General features: G+C 62.2%; 15 protein-coding genes. 9 read left to right on the top strand and 6 right to left on the bottom strand.

All coding sequences use genetic code 11. The features are described 5' to 3' along the window. Positions 1–313: 313 nt before the first annotated feature. The 4 genes from OEG81_RS07415 to OEG81_RS07430 form a co-directional block, all read right to left on the bottom strand. Entirely contained in the window at positions 314–2260 is a 1947-nt protein-coding gene (locus tag OEG81_RS07415) for a PhoX family protein (RefSeq protein ID WP_264132075.1), read from the bottom strand. Positions 2261–2303: 43 nt separating this feature from the next. Beyond that, on the bottom strand, positions 2304–3029 hold the full coding sequence (locus tag OEG81_RS07420) for an RraA family protein (RefSeq protein WP_264132077.1): 726 nt from the start codon (positions 3027–3029) through the stop codon (positions 2304–2306). Positions 3030–3057: 28 nt separating this feature from the next. After that, positions 3058–3774, bottom strand: coding sequence for a PIG-L deacetylase family protein (locus tag OEG81_RS07425; RefSeq protein ID WP_264132078.1), 717 nt, complete (start codon positions 3772–3774; stop codon positions 3058–3060). A gap of 167 nt (positions 3775–3941) precedes the next feature. Next, positions 3942–4847 carry a tripartite tricarboxylate transporter substrate binding protein gene (locus tag OEG81_RS07430; RefSeq protein ID WP_317135377.1) on the bottom strand — a complete coding sequence of 302 codons (906 nt, stop codon included), beginning with the start codon at positions 4845–4847 and terminating at the stop codon, positions 3942–3944. 103 nt (positions 4848–4950) lie between these two features. Between OEG81_RS07430 and OEG81_RS07435 the strand changes: the two genes are divergently transcribed. From OEG81_RS07435 to OEG81_RS07445, 3 genes are read left to right on the top strand one after another with little or no spacing between them, the layout of a single operon-like run. After that, positions 4951–5883 carry a LysR family transcriptional regulator gene (locus tag OEG81_RS07435; RefSeq protein ID WP_264132079.1) on the top strand — a complete coding sequence of 311 codons (933 nt, stop codon included), beginning with the start codon at positions 4951–4953 and terminating at the stop codon, positions 5881–5883. 54 nt (positions 5884–5937) lie between these two features. Beyond that, positions 5938–6150 (top strand): DUF2945 domain-containing protein, encoded by a 213-nt coding sequence (locus OEG81_RS07440; RefSeq protein WP_264132080.1) that lies wholly within the window; start codon positions 5938–5940, stop codon positions 6148–6150. Positions 6151–6152: 2 nt separating this feature from the next. After that, positions 6153–6734 carry a DUF488 family protein gene (locus tag OEG81_RS07445; protein WP_264132081.1) on the top strand — a complete coding sequence of 194 codons (582 nt, stop codon included), beginning with the start codon at positions 6153–6155 and terminating at the stop codon, positions 6732–6734. Here the strand turns inward: OEG81_RS07445 and OEG81_RS07450 are convergent. Then, positions 6698–7612, bottom strand: a complete 915-nt coding sequence (locus tag OEG81_RS07450) for a LysR family transcriptional regulator (protein ID WP_264132082.1) — start codon at positions 7610–7612, stop codon at positions 6698–6700. The genes OEG81_RS07445 and OEG81_RS07450 overlap by 37 nt on opposite strands. Before the next feature lie 132 nt (positions 7613–7744). On the opposite strand from OEG81_RS07450, the gene OEG81_RS07455 reads away from it, so the two are divergent. The 5 genes from OEG81_RS07455 (at position 7745) to OEG81_RS07475 (ending at position 12528) form a co-directional block, all read left to right on the top strand. Continuing rightward, the gene (locus OEG81_RS07455; protein ID WP_264132083.1) at positions 7745–8746 is read left to right on the top strand and encodes a hydroxyacid dehydrogenase; all 1002 of its coding nucleotides are present in this window, start codon (positions 7745–7747) and stop codon (positions 8744–8746) included. After that, on the top strand, positions 8736–9428 hold the full coding sequence (locus OEG81_RS07460; RefSeq protein ID WP_264132084.1) for an RraA family protein: 693 nt from the start codon (positions 8736–8738) through the stop codon (positions 9426–9428). Before OEG81_RS07455 ends, OEG81_RS07460 begins: the two co-directional genes overlap by 11 nt. Before the next feature lie 78 nt (positions 9429–9506). Further along, positions 9507–10487, top strand: coding sequence for a Bug family tripartite tricarboxylate transporter substrate binding protein (locus OEG81_RS07465; RefSeq protein ID WP_264132085.1), 981 nt, complete (start codon positions 9507–9509; stop codon positions 10485–10487). 8 nt (positions 10488–10495) lie between these two features. Continuing rightward, complete coding sequence (locus tag OEG81_RS07470; RefSeq protein WP_264132086.1) at positions 10496–11695, top strand: CaiB/BaiF CoA transferase family protein; 1200 nt, start codon at positions 10496–10498, stop codon at positions 11693–11695. Beyond that, positions 11692–12528 carry a citryl-CoA lyase gene (locus OEG81_RS07475; RefSeq protein ID WP_264132087.1) on the top strand — a complete coding sequence of 279 codons (837 nt, stop codon included), beginning with the start codon at positions 11692–11694 and terminating at the stop codon, positions 12526–12528. The genes OEG81_RS07470 and OEG81_RS07475 overlap by 4 nt, the downstream gene beginning before the upstream one ends. A gap of 8 nt (positions 12529–12536) precedes the next feature. Here OEG81_RS07475 and OEG81_RS07480 read toward each other — a convergent pair whose 3' ends face one another. Next, positions 12537–13406 (bottom strand): LysR substrate-binding domain-containing protein, encoded by an 870-nt coding sequence (locus OEG81_RS07480; protein ID WP_264132088.1) that lies wholly within the window; start codon positions 13404–13406, stop codon positions 12537–12539. A 154-nt stretch (positions 13407–13560) separates the two neighbouring features. Between OEG81_RS07480 and OEG81_RS07485 the strand changes: the two genes are divergently transcribed. Continuing rightward, on the top strand, positions 13561–14718 hold the full coding sequence (locus OEG81_RS07485; protein ID WP_264132089.1) for an acyl-CoA dehydrogenase family protein: 1158 nt from the start codon (positions 13561–13563) through the stop codon (positions 14716–14718). Positions 14719–14980: the final 262 nt, after the last annotated feature.

The following is a 14980-nucleotide window of genomic DNA, read 5'->3' on the forward strand; positions in this document are numbered from 1 at the left end:
GGGCGGGTGAATATCTGCATCGAAACGATACAGGGATATGTGTTGAATGTTATATGGTTTTAAATGAATATGCAAACTGATGCATATTTATTGGGCCCAAAGAAAGCAAGGGGCCGGCGCCTGGCATGCAGGGATACCGCGGTCGAGGTCGACATCGATGAAAGCGTGAAGCCATTGCGCAAGGCGCTGCGCAAGCGCTTGGGGCAGTCGCATGTACCCGGGCGGCTTGAAGGCTTGCTACAAGATCAAGGCTGCCGGGTTGGGGTGAATAGCGGCCTTCCCTCAACTCGGGGAAGGCCGCAGTCATTGGCGTTCAGCCGCCGATGACGCCGCCGTCGTCCCTGGTGATGATGACGGTGGCCGAGCGCGGTATTGAATTGCCGCCGTCGGGCCAGTGGCTATCTCCGGCCTCGCCCGGGTGCTGGATGTTGATGAACATCGTCTTGCTGTCGGGGGTGAAGGCGATGCCGGTCACCTCGCATTCCTTCGGACCCACGAAGAAGCGGCGTATCTCCTTGCTGGCGGGGTCGGCGCACAGCATCTGGTTGTTGCCCTGGCCTTCGTATTCGCCGCTATTGCTGTACTTGCCGTCGGTCTGTATCCACAAGCGGCCCGCGCTATCGAAGGCCAAGCCGTCGGGGCTGTTGAAGGTATTGTCGGCCGTGATATTGGCCGAGCCCGATTTCAGGTCCTTGCGGTCCGTGTATTTGACCGGGTTGCCGGCCAGCACGAAGATGTCCCACTCGAAGGCCGTGGCGGCGGCGTCGCCGCCGGCCTCGCGCCAGCGGACGATCTGGCCGTAGATGTTCGCGGGCCGCGGGTTGGCCGCATCGGGCGCCTTGCGTTTGTCGTTGTTGGTCAAGGCCACGTATACCTCGCCGCTGCCCGGATGCACGCTGACCCACTCGGGGCGATCCATCTTGGTGGCGCCCACCGCATCGGCGGCAAGGCGGGTATTGACCAGCACGTCGGCCTGGCTGGTGAAGCCGGCGTCGGCGGCCAGCGCGGCATTGGCGGCCTTGTCCAGAAGTATCCATTCCCCGGTGCCCATGAAGTCGCCGGCGGCCGCGCCATCGTTGAACCTGGCGACGTACAGCTTGCCGGCGTCCAGCAGGTCCGCATTGGCGCCGCCTTCCTGGTAGACACCGTCCGACACGAACTTGTAGATGTAGTCGTCGCGCTGGTCGTCGCCCATATAGATGGCCACCCGCTTGTCGGCGGTCAGCCGATAGGCCGCATTCTCGTGCTTGATGCGTCCCAGGGCGGTGCGCTTCCTGGGCGTGGATGCCGGATCGAAAGGATCGATTTCGACGATCCAGCCATAGCGGTTGGCTTCATTGGGCTCTTTGGCGTAATCGAAGCGGGCTTCGAATTCTTCCCAGCGATACTCGCTGCCCTGGGCCGAAAGGCCGTAGCGCTTCTGCGCAGCGCTACGCGTATCCTCGCCCGACGTGGTGCCGAAATAGTTGTTGAAGTTTTCTTCGCAGGCCAGATAGGTATTCCAGGGCGTCCAGCCATTGCCGCAGTTGTTGAACGTGCCCAGTACCCGCGTGCCGCTGGGATCGGCCTGGGTCTTGAGCAGATCGCTCCCCGCCGCCGGGCCGGTCAGTTCCATGGGAGTCGAAGCGGTGATGCGGCGGTTGTAGCGCGAATCCAGCGCTATCTCCCACTGGCCGGCCTCGTTGCGCAGGATGTGGATGACCGAGACGCCATGGGCATTCATCGCCTTGCGGGCTTTGTCGGCCGTCCAGGGCTCGGTGCCATTCGGGCCGAACAGCCAGGTATAGGCGCCCTTGTCGACGGTGGTGTATTCGTGGTTCATGACCAGCAGGCCTTCCGTACTGCTGCCGTCGATGGGAAAGAAATGGATGCCGTCATGGTTGTCGCCGACCTGCCGCGCTTGCGCGTCGGCGCCATCGCCGCCATCGGTTTTCCAGGCGGCATCGCCGGCGAAGAGCGGCGTGCCCCACGGGGCAAAGACCGTGGCGGTGTAGCCCGCCGCGATCTTCAGCGTATCGCCGGTGGAGATCGGGATGGCATTGAAGCCCAGCAGCGCCGACGCGCCTTGCCGACGGTCGTGGCCATTGCCTTTGGCGCAGGCGCTTAAAGGCCCGCCCAGGAACATCGCGGCGGACAGGCCCAGGCCTGACTTCAGAAAGCCGCGCCGGCTGTATGCGCGCTGGACGACGGCTTGGAAATGTTCGTTCGCCGACGTGTTGCTCGGCAGGTCTTCGGAATCGGCGGGACAGGGCTTTTGCACGGATACTCTCCAGTAAATGGCAAAAACCCCAAGTGTTCTCGCTTCATGTTGCGGGAGTATGAAACACGCCGGCGGCCCTGAACTGTTCCACGGCCTCGTCCAGGCTGGAACCGGCGGGCAATGCGCCGGAGGCCTTCAGCGCGCCTTCCAGCCAGCCGTATACCAGCCGCCCTTCGGTGATGTCCTGCATGCGCCGCTGCTCAGCGCGGATTTTTTCCTCCGCGGCCTCGATGAGGCGCGGCGCATCGTCCCGGGGGACGATCACGACGCCGTCGTCATCACCCACCACCAGGTCTCCGGGCGCGACGCTGACGCCGCCGGCCGAAATGGGATGGCCGATGCGGCCGCTTTGGGTCCGGGTGGGTCCATTGGGATTGGATGCGCAGGCAAACACGGCCATGGACCCCTGGCGCAGCGTTGCGACGTCGCGCACGGCGCCGTCGATGACGATGCCGGCGATGCCGGCCGCGGCGGCATGGGCGCACATCAGTTCGCCCATGAGGGCGGACGTGGTATCGGCCTTGCCGTCGATGACCAGCACGTCGCCGGGTCGGGCCAGCACCAGTGCGGCGTGGATCATGAGGTTGTCGCCCGGCCTGACTTCCACGGTAAAAGCGGGGCCGCACAAGCGCATGCCGTGGGCCACCGCGCGTATGCGTCCGTCCAGCGCGCCGCGCCGGCCCGCGACATCGGCAAGAATGGAGGCGGGTATGTCTTTGCTGCGCGACAGCGCCGCGGGGTTGACGCGTGCATAGCGGCTGTTGATCATGACTGGCTTTCCTTACGTATCAACGATATCAAAGCAACTCGTCCGTAACCCGGGGGTATACGGTCTGATAGGCTTCAGCGTACTTGATCTTGCGCCCCGAGTTGCGTGCGGCCTGGGCGCCGCGCTGCAAGCCGGCCCGCGTGTAGTATTCCCACAAATGCTCTTGCGCGTCCATGATCTGGAACGCCTGGTATTTCTTGTCCCAGACCGTGGATATGTCCAGGTAAAGCTGCGGCTTCCACTCGCATTGCTCGGGCTGGTGGGGTTCGAACAGGAAGACGGGCGGTGCGCCCAGAACCGGGACGGACGGGGTGTGTCCGTGCGCCTGGGCGATGATGCGGGCCTCCATCGCAAGATGATTGGCCAGCGGATGGTCGAAGTTGTAGGGGTCCTTGAACGAGTGCGTCAGCACGAACTCGGGCCTCAATTCCCGGTACACGCCGGCGATATGGAGCAAGGCGTCGTCATTCACCCTCAAGGGGTAGTCGCCGCAATCCATGAAGGAAATACTGGCGCCCAGGATCCCCGCCGCCTGCTCCGACTCTTGCTTGCGTGCCGCCTTGACGCGTTCCAGCGTCATGCCGGGCTGCTTCCACAGCTTGGCCGATTCGCCGCGCTCGCCGAACGACAGGCAAAGGATGTGCACATTCCAGCCGCGTTCCGCGTAAAGAGCGATTGCGCCGCCCGCCCGCCAGACGAAGTCGGCGGAATGGGCGCTGATGACAAGGGCGTTTCGTTGAGTCACTTTTCTACCTCTGTGATGCTATGCCGCGAAGCCGTGGGCCAAGGCCGCGGCTTCGCTTTTTTGACGTTGACCGGAACCGGAACAACACATTAGTCGGCGTGAATGTTTCCTTCCTTGATGACTTGCGTCAGGGTGCCGGTTTCCTTGTCCAGGAAAGCGCGGAAGGCCTAGGGCGTGCCGGGCAGCTCCTGGGCGCCCAGCTTGGCCAGGCTGGCCTTGACCTCGGGATCGCCCAGCGCGCTGTTCAGGGCGGCATTCAATTTGCCGACGATGGCGTCGGGTGTGCCGGCCGGCGCGACGATGCCCCACCACACAGTGGCTTCGAGATCGGTCAGGCCTTGGGCGCTGGCGGTCTTGAGTCCGGGAAGCAGGGGCGTGCCCTTGGCATTGAGCACGGCCAGCGCGCGCAATTTGCCCGCCTGGATGTGCGACACCACCTCCAGCGGATTGATGGACATGAAGGACAGGCGGCCGCCCAGCAGGTCGGTGATGGCGGGCGAACCGCCTTTGTAGGGAACGTGCAGGGCCTTGAATTTGCCCGCGCGCAGCAGCAGCTCGCTGGCCAGGTGGCCCGAGCTGCCGACGCCGGCCGTGCCGAAGGTCAGGTCTTCGGGATGGCTGCGGCCGTACTCGACCAGGTCCTGCAGGTTCTTGAAGGGGGAGTCCTGGTTGACGACGACCACCAGCGGCGCTTCGCCGATCCTGCCGACGGCCGCAAAGGCGGTGGCCGGGTCGAAGGTCAGCTTGGAATACAGCGCCTTGTTGGCGGTCAGCGTGTTGGACGCGGTGTAGAGGGTATAGCCATCGGGCTTGGCATTGGCCACATACGCCATGCCGATATTCGTGCCGGCGCCGGGCTTGTTGTCGACGACGAAGGACTGGCCCAGTTCGTCCGACATTTTCTTCGTGACGAGCCGGGTGACGATGTCCACGCCGCCGCCCGGGGAGTAGGGCACCACGATGGTGATGGGATGGTCGGGGTATGCGGCATCCGCGGCCTGCGCGGCGGTTGCGGCGCAAAGGCCCAGGGCTATGGCCAGCGGGAATGCGCGGCGGATAATGGGTAGTTGCATGAGGTCTCTCTCCATAAGGGTGGTAGGCCGCATTGTCGCGTCGGGGTTTCTATACCGTCCAATACTATTAAAATCTTCTACTTATTCGATTTCGAGATAAGACATGGATTTCAGACAGCTGCGGTATTTTGTCGCGGTGGCGCAAGAGCTCAGTTTCAGCCGTGCCGCGGAACTGCTGCACATGAGCCAGCCGCCCCTCAGCCAGCAGATCAAATTGCTGGAGGAGGATCTGGGCGTGCTGCTTTTCGAGCGGACGCGGCGCGTGGTCAAGCTGACCCATGCCGGCACGCTGTTCTACGAATGCGCCCGGGAGATCCTGGATCAATATGCGGCGGTGCGCGAGTTGTGCGCCCTGACCAAGGACGGCCAGGCCGGGAAGCTGCGTGTGGCCTTCACCGCTTCGGTGCCGATGTTCGAAGCGTTTCCGCGCCTGCTGCAGGACTTTCGCCGCCTCTATCCGCGCATCGAGATGGACCTGCGCCACATGTCCACCGGCGAGCAATTGCAAGCCCTGAATGCCAATGAGCTGGACCTGGGCTTCCTGCGCCCCTCGTCCAGCTTCGAGACGCCTCCCGCGCTGATCGCCCAGGACCTCTGGCACGACGAATTGATGCTGGCGGTGGGCCAGGATCATCCGCAGGCGCACCCGGACGTTGCGACCAGCCTGTATGACCTGGCCGACGAAGACTTCATCCTTTTCCCGCAAGCCCTGGGCTGCGGATTGTTCGAGCATATTTCAACCTTGACCGCGCAGGCCGGGTTCGCTCCGAACATCGTGCAGGAAGTGCGCGAGAACAGCACCACGCTGGCGCTGGTCGCGGCCGGATTGGGCGTATCCATCGTGCCCAGCATCTACACGCATACCAAACCGCCCGGCGTGGTGTTCAAGCCCCTACACGGCGCGCCGACGCAATCGCGCATCGTGATGGCCTGTTCCAGAGAGAATCCCAACGCCTCGCTGGCGCTGTTCCTGGCTCATGTCCGGGCGACGCCCGGCGAGGGCGGAAGCGCGGAGGCAGGTTTCGCAGTACAGTAATTGAAGGGACGTCGGGAAGAGCGGACGATCCATCATTGCGAAGCGAGGTTCATCATGACGATCAAATTCAAGGTCGGAGACCATGTGCGCTGGAATTCCGAGGCGGGCCATGTCAGCGGGACTATCACCAAGGTCCATGAAAAGGACACCGATTACAAGGGGCATGTCCGGCATGCCAGTCCGGACGATCCCCAGTACGAAATAAAAAGCGACAAGACTGACCACGTCGCGATGCACAAGGGATCGGCGCTGAGCAGGGTGCGCTGATCATGGCGGAGACCGCCAAGCGTCATACCGCGCCGGCCTCGGGCGTGGAAACCATCTGGACGGTGGGCCACTCGACGCATCCCATTGACGAGTTTGTCGCGATAATGGCCTCCTACGGCATAGAAACCATCGTCGACATACGCAGCCATCCCGGTTCGCGCAAGTATCCCCAGTTCGGTAAAGAGGCGTTGGCCTCGTCGCTGCGGGAGCACGGCATCGCTTATTGCTGGCTGCGCGCGCTGGGCGGCCGGCGCAAGGCGGCCGCGGACTCGCCCAACACCGCCTGGCGCAATGCCTCGTTTCGCGGGTATGCCGACTACATGTCCACGCCCGAATTCAAGCAGGGGATGGACGAGCTGCTTCATCTGGCCGGCGGATCGCGTACGGCGCTGATGTGCGCCGAGGCCGTCTGGTGGCGCTGCCATCGATCGATGGTGGCGGACGCGCTATGCGTGCAGGGCATCCAGGTATTGCATATCATGGACGCCGGCCATGCCGTCGAGCACCCCATGACCGCGCCCGCGCGGATTGAAAACGGACGCCTGACCTATTCGCCGCCAAGGGGCAGTTTGCCACTCTTGTGATGCTGGTTCAGTAATTCGATGATCCGCTGGGTGGCCGGGGTCAGCGCACCGTGCGGATAAGTGATGCCCAGCTTTCGGGTCATGGTGGTTGCCTTGAGCCTGACCTCTTTCAACAGTCCGCGGGTTTTTGGATGATCCAGCGTGAGTTTCGACAGGAAGCAAAGAAGCTCCGTGCTGGCGATCAGGTCGTGGATCGAAGGCAGTGTGTTGGCTTCGATGTGAGTGGTGGGCTTGGGCAGCTTGCTGGCGACAAACACCTTGTCCAGCCATTTCCGGCTTTCGACCGGCGGGGTGGGCAGTATCCAGTGATAGCGCAGCAGATCTTTCAGGCCGACGGAAGGCAGGGCGAAAATCGGATGATTCCTGCTCGCCGCCACCACGACGGTATCGTCGATGAAGCCCTGGTTGACGAACTCGTCGTCGCTGGACGTTACTCCGACGATCATGTCCAGCCGTTCCTGGCGAATGGCTTCCTTGAGTTCGTGATTGGTGCCTATGGTGATGTCCAGCGAGACATTGGGCGCATCGCGCAGAGCCAGCGCGCAGACAATGGGCAGAAGGTAGTCCGCCGTGATGGGTCCGCAGCCTATGCGCACCCTGCCCGCCGACCCGGCAATGAAGTCCTTCATGTCGTTCAAGTACCGATCATTGGTTTCCCGTATCTTCTTCGCGCGCAGGTAGAACTCCTTGCCCACGGCCGTCAATGCCAGGCCGCGCCCCTTTCGTTCAAACAGCGCCGCACCCAGTTCGCGTTCGAGGCGCTGGATGCATTTCGTGAGCGCCGGCTGGCTGCGATGGAGGGCCTCTGAAGCCTGTCCGAGATGCCCGATTTCCGCAATCGCTTCGAAATAGCGCAAGTCGCGGAACTCGATATTCAAACCATTCCTCATAGTTATCATTTAATCAAAATAAGCGAATAGACGTTTATATCACGATCGCTTTTAATTCAAGCGTCCGGGCGGTGCGCTTCAGGGGAATCCGCCAGTGTTGGAATACTGTTGAATCACGCCATGACATACACCGTATTTATTACCGCACGCAGGCTTGGAGCAGAAGGCCAGGCCATGCTGGATCGGGAGGGTTGCCGCAGCCTCTTCCTGGAAGGGGCGGGCGACGCCACAGAAGTCGAAGCGATCATGGCAAGAGAGAAAATCGATGCCGTCATTTCCCGTACCGTGGCGCTTTCAGAACACGCCATCGCGGCCTGTCCCGGTCTGAAAGTGGTGTCCAAACATGGCGTCGGCGTCAGCAATATCGATGTGGCGGCCTGTTCTGCGCGCGGCATTCCGGTTTTCGTTACGCCCGGCGCGAACGCCCAGTCGGTGGCCGAGCTGACGTTGGGGCTGATGCTTGCCGCGGCGCGCGGCATTGCGCACATGGATGGCGAGATTCGGGCGGAGCGCTGGACGCGCCTGCAGAATGGTGTGGAGCTCAAGGGCAAGACCTTGGGTCTGGTGGGCTTCGGGCAGATTGGACGGCTGGTTGCAAAATTCTGCCAGGCTTTGGGCATGAGGGTGTCTGTTTACGATCCCTATGCGGGCGCCGATGCGCAGCAGGATGGTGTCGAACGGGTCGACGATCTGGACACGCTGTTGCGCCGATCCAATGTCCTGAGCCTGCATATCCCGCTCACTCCGGCCACGCGCGCGCTGATCGGCGTGCCCGAACTGGCCAAATTGCCGGCGGGAGCCATTGTGATCAATACGGCGCGTGGCGAGGTGGTGGATGAAGCCGCGCTGGTCGAGGCCCTGGAAAGCGGTCGGCTTGGCGCGGCCGGCCTGGATACCACCGTGGACGAGCCTCTTGGACTCGACAGCCCGCTGCGCCGCATGAGCAATGTCGTACTGACGCCTCACGTGGGCGGTTCGACCGATGCGGCACTGGCGGCCATGGCCACGGCTGCGGCGCGAAATGTGCTCGACTATTTGCGGCACAAGGCCCTGCCCGAAGACAGGGTCGTCAATCTTGACGATTTGAAAAACGGAACTCAGGGAGAAACCGATGTCCGCTGATGGAAGCTGGCCGCCCGGCTACAGCATCAATGAAATGCCCCGCACATTGACCCCCGCGCTGATCGACGCCTTCCGCGACATTCCGGTTGCGGTGGCGGGCGATTGCATGGGCCGGTCGCTGGGCGCCGTGGGCTTGCAGGCCTATCATCGGAACCTGCATCTGGGCCTGTGCGGCCCGGCACTGACCGTGCAGGTCCGGCCCGGCGACAACCTGATGATACACAAGGCGTTCATGATGGCGCAGCCGGGCGACATCATCGTGATCGACGGCGGAGGCGACCTGACGCAGGCGTTGATCGGCGGCCTGATGCGCACCACGGCGATGACCCGGAAAATCGGCGGTTTCGTCATCGATGGGGCCATACGCGACCTGGTGGAATGGGCGGACGGGAAGGTGCCCGTCTTCGCCAAGGGACACACCCACCGAGGTCCCAGCAAGGAAGGACCGGGCCGCATCAATTGCGCGATCGCCTGCGCCGGCCTGGTGGTCCAGCCCGGCGACCTGGTCATGGGGGATGCGGATGGCGTCATCTGCGTGCCCGCCGCCGACGCGCCGGCGCTGCTGCCTCGCGTACATGCCCATCTTCAGCGGGAGCAGGCGATCCGCCTGTCCAACGAGCAGGGCACGTCGGATCCGGAACGGTTCAATGCAGTACTGCGGGCCAAGGGCCTGCCTGTCTAGGGTCCGCGGGCCCTGTGTTGTCACTTCCCGTTTTAACCATCGCCATGTCGTCAAGAACATGGAATCCAAGGAGACATAATGATCAAGCTTCATAAATTTGCGGCCACCGCCACGGTGATGTTGGGCATGCTTGCCGCCGTGCCCGTTTCCCATGCGGCCGATGCCTATCCGTCGCAACCCCTGAAACTGCTGGTGCCTTTCCCGCCCGGCGGCGGCACCGACACCATGGCGCGCTTTGTCGCCAACGCGCTTACCGAAGAATTCAAGTGGAATGTCGTTGTGGAGAACCGCCCGGGAGCGGGCGGCACGGTCGGCCTGGGCGTGTTGTCCCGCTCCGCGCCCAATGGCTACAACATCGCGCTTGGGCAGACCTCCAATCTGTCCATCAACCCCTATCTGTACAGCAATATTTCCTACGATGTCGCCAAGGACTTTGCGCCCGTCGTGTCGGTGGCCGCCCAGCCCATGGTGCTGATCGTGGGCGCCGACAAACCGTATAAAAGCGTGAAGGAGCTGGTGGCTTATGCCAAGGCGAATCCCGGCAAGCTGACCATAGGCAATGCGGGCACCGGCACCGTGGGCGACATTACCGGCCGCTTCTTTGCGCACGAAGCCGGCATCGAGGTCCTGCATGTGCCCTACAAAGGCGCGGCGCCGGCCATGAACGATCTGCTGGGAGGCCAGGTGGATGCCTTCTTCGCGTCCGCGCCGACGGTGATGTCGCAGCAGGACAATCCCAGGATCCGCGCCCTGGCCATCACCACGCTGAAATCTATTCCCCAATTGCCCAAGGTGCCGCCGCTGGCCGATACACTGGCCGGCTTCGAAGCGGCTTCCAAGACGGGGCTGATCATGCCCGCGGGCACGCCCAAGGAGATGGTAGAGGCCGTCAACAAGGCGGTGAACAAGGTGCTCGGGACCGACAAGCTGCGCAACAACATCATGGATGAAGGCAATGTGGTGCTGGGCGGCTCGGTGCAGGAGTTTGCCGATGTGATCTCCGGCGATTCGGCCAAATGGTCCAAGATCATCCGCGACGCCAACATCCAGATCAAGTAAGCAGCGCCATGCCGGGACCACTCAAGCATATCCGCGTGCTCGACCTGACGAATGTGCTGGCCGGCCCTTTTTGCTGCCATCAGCTGGCATTGATGGGGGCCGAGGTCATCAAGGTCGAGACGCCCGGCTCCGGGGACCTGGCCCGCCAGCTTGGCGCCGACGCCGAGCTGAACGGCCGGCTCATGGGCCTGTCCTTCCTGGCCCAGAACGCCGGCAAGCGGTCCATCACGGTCAATCTGAAAAGCGCCAAGGGCAAGGCGCTGTTTCTGCGGCTTGTGGAAACCGCCGACGTGGTGGTCGAGAATTTCAGGCCGGGCGTCATGGAAAGACTGGGATTGGGTTTCGAAACGCTGTGCCGGCATCAGCCCAGACTGGTCTATTGCGCGATCTCCGGTTTCGGCCAGGAAGGCCCGCTTAAAGGCCTGCCGGCCTACGATCAGATCATCCAGGGAATGTCGGGCGTCATGAGCATCACGGGAGATCCGGATACCGCGCCTTATCGTGTCGGCTATCCCATAGGAGACACCATAGGCGGCATGACGGCGGCATTTGCCGTGGCCGCCGAACTGGCCGATACGTCCCGACAGGAAGCGCGTTTCATCGATGTCTCCATGCTGGAATCGGTCATTGCGACGATGGGGTGGGTGGTATCGAACTACCTTAACGCGGCCCATGTCCCGGCTCCCATGGGCAATGAAAATTTTACGGCCAGCCCTTCGGGTACCTTCGCGACGGCCGAGGGCTTGCTCAATATCGCGGCGAACAAGCAGGAACAGTTCGAAGCCTTGTGCAAAGCCGTGGGCCGGCCTGAACTGATCGTCGACAGCCGTTTTTCGCGACGGCAGGCGCGCTTGCAGAATCGCGCGGCCTTGAAGGCGCAGTTGGAGGAGGCTTTGTCGGCTCGTCCTGCCGCCGATTGGTGGCCGCTGCTGACGGAACAAGGCATACCCTCGGGCCCGGTCTATACGGTTCCCGAGATACTGGCGCATCCGCAGATTCGGGATCGCGGAATGATAGGACGGTTCACCCGGGCGCCTGGGGTGGACCGGGATGTACAGGTTGTGCGCAGCGGTTTCAAAGTGGATGGGCATGCGCCGTCGGTGGATGAACCGCCGCCGCTGCTGGGCCAGGATACCGATGAACTGCTGTGCCAGTTGGGCTATACGGGCGATGAAATCGCCGCCATGAAAAAAGAGGGAGCGGTATGAGCGATACAAGCATGGATGATGGGTTCGCAAGCAGCAACTGGTGGCGTACCCGCATTTCGGACATCAAGCCGGGCAGCATTCGCTACCATGGCTACGCCGTCCAGGATCTGATCGGCAACATCGGCTTTGCCGAGATGATCTGGCTGATGCTGCGCGGCGAACTGCCGGCGCGGGGCCAGGGGGCGTTACTGGAAGCCGCGCTCATGTCGGCGGTCGATCATGGGCCGCAGGCGCCCAGCATCGCCATCTCGCGCATGGCCATGACCTGCGGCGTAAGCTTGAACAATGCTATGGGTTCGGCGGTGAATGTCTTGGGCGATGTGCACGGCGGAGCGGGCGAGCAGGCGGTCGGACTGTACAAGGACATTGCCGCCGCCATCGATGCGGGCGTCGAAGAACAGGCGGCGGTGAGCCAGGGGCTCGATGCTTTCATAGCGGATCATGGAAAGTATGTTTCCGGTTTCGGGCACCGTTTTCATCCCATCGATCCGCGCGCGGTCCGGCTGCTGGAACTGGTCGACCAGGCGGTTGCGGACGGGGTGGTGACGGGCCGCTACGCCGCGATCGCCAGGGCCGTGGAAAAAGAATTGCAGGCGCGCAAGAACAAGACCATACCGATGAACATCGATGGCGCCACGGCGGTCATCTACGCCGAGCTGGATTTTCCGCCGGCCCTGGCGCGCGGCTTGTTCTGCCTGTCGCGCTCCGTCGGCATCCTGGCCCATGCCTGGGAACAGGCCGAGCAGGGTGGGCGAAACAAGGGACCCATTCCGCGCCAGTACCTGCCGGCCTACGACGGCCATCCGCCGCGCGAGTTTCCGCGAGAAAACTAAACCGGGGCCTAGGCTATCGCTTCCAGAATCCAGTTCCGGAACAGACTGACCTTGCGGGAATAGCGCTGCAGCGCGGGGCGAACCAGGTAATGTCCTTTGGTCCCGTGCTGGGGGCTGGCGAACGGGCGCAGCAGCAGGCCGGTGTCCAGCTCCGTTTTCAGCAAGGGGATCTGTCCTATGGCCAGGCCCAGGCCATCCATGGCGGCCTGCCAGGTCAGGACCGAGGTACTGAAGCTCATGCGTTTCGCCTTGTCGGCCTTGTTCTTCAGATTCTGGAATTCAAGCCAGTCGTCCCAGTCGTTTCGGCGGTAGTGGGAAACCAGCAGCGGACCTTTCAGGAGCAAACTCGGATCGTCCCGCGCGCCCGCTACCCCGGCCAGGTATCCGGGCGAGCATACCGGTTCCAGTTCGTCATTGAACAATAGGTCGACCTCGGTTCCAGGCCACTGCCCATCGCCATATTGAATCGCCACATCGACGGCATCCCGGTCAAAATCGACGTCGGGAACGGCGTTGCTGACAAGGATCTCGATGTCGGGGTGCAGATTCCTGAACTGCACCAGATGGGGAATCAGCCACTTCGCCGTGAACGTGGTGTAGGTGCGCACGCGCAGCGCGCTTTGGGTGCCTTGTTTCATGGCTTTGCCCGTCGCCTCGGACAAGGTCTTGAATGCCGGGACCACGTCTTTCGCATAGCGCTGCCCGGTCGGGGTCAGGCTTATGCCTCGGCTTTCTCGCTTGATCAGCGCCGTACCGATGTACTTTTCCAGCGTCGCGATCTGCCGGCTGACCGCCGACTGGGTGACGTGCAGTTCCCTGGCCGCCGCGCTCAGGTTCTTGTGGCGGGCCACGGTCTCGAACACGCGCAGGGGATTCATAGGAGGCAGTTGCGGCAGCATCGTGGGCGGCGCCTTCAAGGAGAGCAAGCTGGAAAGATATGATTTTTAATCATATCACTGAACCAATAAGGAAGTATTCATCCCCGCGGTCTTTCTTTACTATCGATCCATTCATCAAGAACCAGGGATAGTCATGGATTTTCAACTGAATGAAGAGCACAGCGCCTTTGCCGATTCGGTAAGCCGTTTTGCACGGCAAGAATTGGCGCCGGGGGCGCTAGCCCGCGCGCATTCCACGGAGCATCCCTGGGATGCCGCCAGATTGATCGCCGACAATGGCTTGCTGGGCATTGCCTTCTCCGAAAAAGACGGCGGCCAGGGCGGGACCTTGATGCATGCCGTCCTTGCCATACAGCAAGTGGCCTTGTCTTGCCCCAAAAGTGCCGACATTGTCCAGGCGGGCAATTTCGGCCCCATACGCACCTTTGTGGAGTATGCCAGCGAAGAACAGAAGGAGCGCTTCCTTCCCGATCTTCTTGGCGGAAGAAAGCTGATCGCCCTGGGCATGACCGAGCCTGATGCCGGTTCCGCCGTCACCCAGCTCAAGACCAGCGCCCGCCAGGACGGCGGCGATTACCTGATCAACGGCAGCAAGATATTTTCCACCAATAGCCCCGAGGCGGATCTGTTCCTGATCTATGTGCGGTTCGGGCCGGGATTGGAGGGAATAGGGTCTGTGCTGATCGAGCGGGGGACGCCGGGCTTCACCATAGGCGAACCCGCCGGCTTCATGAACGGCGAACAGTGGTGCCAGCTGTATTTCGAGGATGCGCGTATTCCCGCCAGCAATCTCTTGTTGGGGCCGGGTGGGTTCAAGAAACAGATATCCGGGTTCAACGTCGAGCGCCTGGGCAATGCATCCCGCTCGCTCGCGTTGGGACGCTACGCTTTCAATCTGGCTCGCGAACATGCCTCCACCAGAAAGCAGTTCAATAAAGAGCTTTGCGAGTTCCAGGGCATTCAATGGAAATTCGCCGACATGTGGATGCAATTGGAATCCGCCCAGTTGATGCTGTACCGCGCCGCGCTGGAAGGCGAGCATGGATTGCCCTCGGCGCAAAGCACGGCCATGGCCAAGCTGGCATGCAACCAGGCCGGCTGGTTCGTGGCCAACGAGGCCTTGCAGGTGATGGGCGGCATGGGTTTCAGCCAGGAAGTGCTGGTGGAATACTGTGTGCGCCGCATCCGGGGCTGGATGATCGCGGGCGGCTCGATCGAGATACTGAAGAATCGCATTGCGGAAGGCGTGTTCGGGCGTTCGTTCTCGCAGTATCCGCCCAAGGCTGCCTGATCAAAGCCTATCAAGGCGGGACCAGTCATCACTTTCAAAAACAGACGGCCTTGCTTACCGCAAGGCCGTTTGCCTTTATGCTTGGCGACCGATGTTGTATTAGGTTCGCCGAGCCGGCGGGCAGCGCCTTGGCGCATTTCCGGTTCAGGTGTTTACCGCTATATGGCTTGTAGGCGTGTGGCTATGATCTGTGGGGGTTAGCTTATACAACCGGCGCAGCCGGTGGGCCGGGGCCGTGCTCGGATCGCTGCGCCCCTTCGGG

The organism is Pollutimonas sp. M17 (assembly GCF_025836975.1).
GTDB lineage: Bacteria > Pseudomonadota > Gammaproteobacteria > Burkholderiales > Burkholderiaceae_B.